Source organism: Mycobacterium sp. NAZ190054, assembly GCF_001545925.1.
Classification (GTDB): domain Bacteria; phylum Actinomycetota; class Actinomycetes; order Mycobacteriales; family Mycobacteriaceae; genus Mycobacterium.
Genome location: NZ_LMVQ01000473.1, coordinates 1 through 1,116 on the forward strand (window position 1 = coordinate 1; position 1,116 = coordinate 1,116).

General features: G+C 69.4%; 2 protein-coding genes and 2 pseudogenes. All 4 read left to right on the forward strand.

Translation table 11 applies throughout. From position 1 onward, the window contains the following. Positions 1-144: 144 nt before the first annotated feature. Positions 145-390 (forward strand): annotated as a pseudogene (locus tag ASJ79_RS35255) (type II secretion system F family protein); the annotation flags it as partial. Positions 391-411: 21 nt separating this feature from the next. Continuing rightward, positions 412-615, forward strand: coding sequence for a DUF4244 domain-containing protein (locus ASJ79_RS24460; protein ID WP_067961075.1), 204 nt, complete (start codon positions 412-414; stop codon positions 613-615). 14 nt (positions 616-629) lie between these two features. Next, entirely contained in the window at positions 630-944 is a 315-nt protein-coding gene (locus ASJ79_RS24465) for a TadE family type IV pilus minor pilin (RefSeq protein ID WP_197420357.1), read from the forward strand. 45 nt (positions 945-989) lie between these two features. Next, positions 990-1,116 (forward strand): annotated as a pseudogene (locus tag ASJ79_RS32780) (cytochrome c biogenesis protein CcdA); the annotation flags it as partial.

Here is a 1,116-nt window from a genome sequence, read left to right on the forward strand (position 1 = left end):
TATCGGGCTGTTCATCCTGTTCATCGGCGTGGTCGATGCCGGGTTCATCTCCTCGACGGGCGCGCCGTCACCGCCGGTGGGGCTGGGCAGTGGCGGCGAGGGATCGATCAGCACCATCCCGACGGTGCGGTAAATCATTCACTGGACGCCGTGCTCCGGATGGCGCGCCGCTCGGCGGCTTCGGGCACCGCTCTGGCCCAGGGGGTGGAGGATCTGGCCGTCCAGCTTCGTGGCGAGGCGGCTGACGCGGCCGGCGCGAAGTCCGAGCGGGCCTCGGTGCTGATGGCCGGCCCGCTGGGGTTGTGCTACCTGCCGGCCTTCCTGTGTCTGGGCATCGTGCCCGTCGTCGCCGGGTTGGCCGGGCAAGTCCTGCAGTCGGGAGTGCTGTGATCACCAGAGAAGGAGAAAAGCATGCTGCGACAACGTATCCGGGACATCCGCACCAGGATGGTGATGCTGGCCGTCGCCGACGACGGCATGTCCACCGTCGAGTACGCCATCGGCACGATCGCCGCCGCCGCCTTCGGTGCGATCCTGTACACCGTGGTCACCGGGGATTCGATCGTGACCGCGCTGACCAACATCATCAGCCGGGCGCTGAACACCAACGTCTGACCGGTGATTCCGGAATCGCAACGGTCGAAGCCGCTTTCGCGGTCGTGGCGCTGGTGGCCGTGCTCGTGGTCTGCGCGGCGGGCCTCACGGCGGTGTCGATGCAGGTGCGCTGTATCGACGCCGCCCGCGAAGCGGCCCGGCTGGCCGCCCGCGGTGATCACGCGTCCGCCACCCGGGTGGCGCGGCAGATTGCACCGGCAGGTGCGGTCGTCGCGGTGCGGCGGGACGGCGACTTCGTCATCGCCCGGGTCGCGACGGGATCGACGGTGTTGCCCGGCATCGTCATCGCCGCCGAAGGCGTGTCCGCTGTCGAACCCGGCGACCGCTGACGACGGTGCGGCGACGGTCAGCGCGGCGCTGATGGTGCTGGTTCTGCTGGCGCGGCGGCGTTGTTCGTCGCCGGGTTCACCGTGGTGTTCCTGCTCGGCACCGTCGCCGTGCTCGGCATGACCACCACGCTGATCACCAATCAGCTTCTGCTGCAACGCCTCGGCGGGGTGG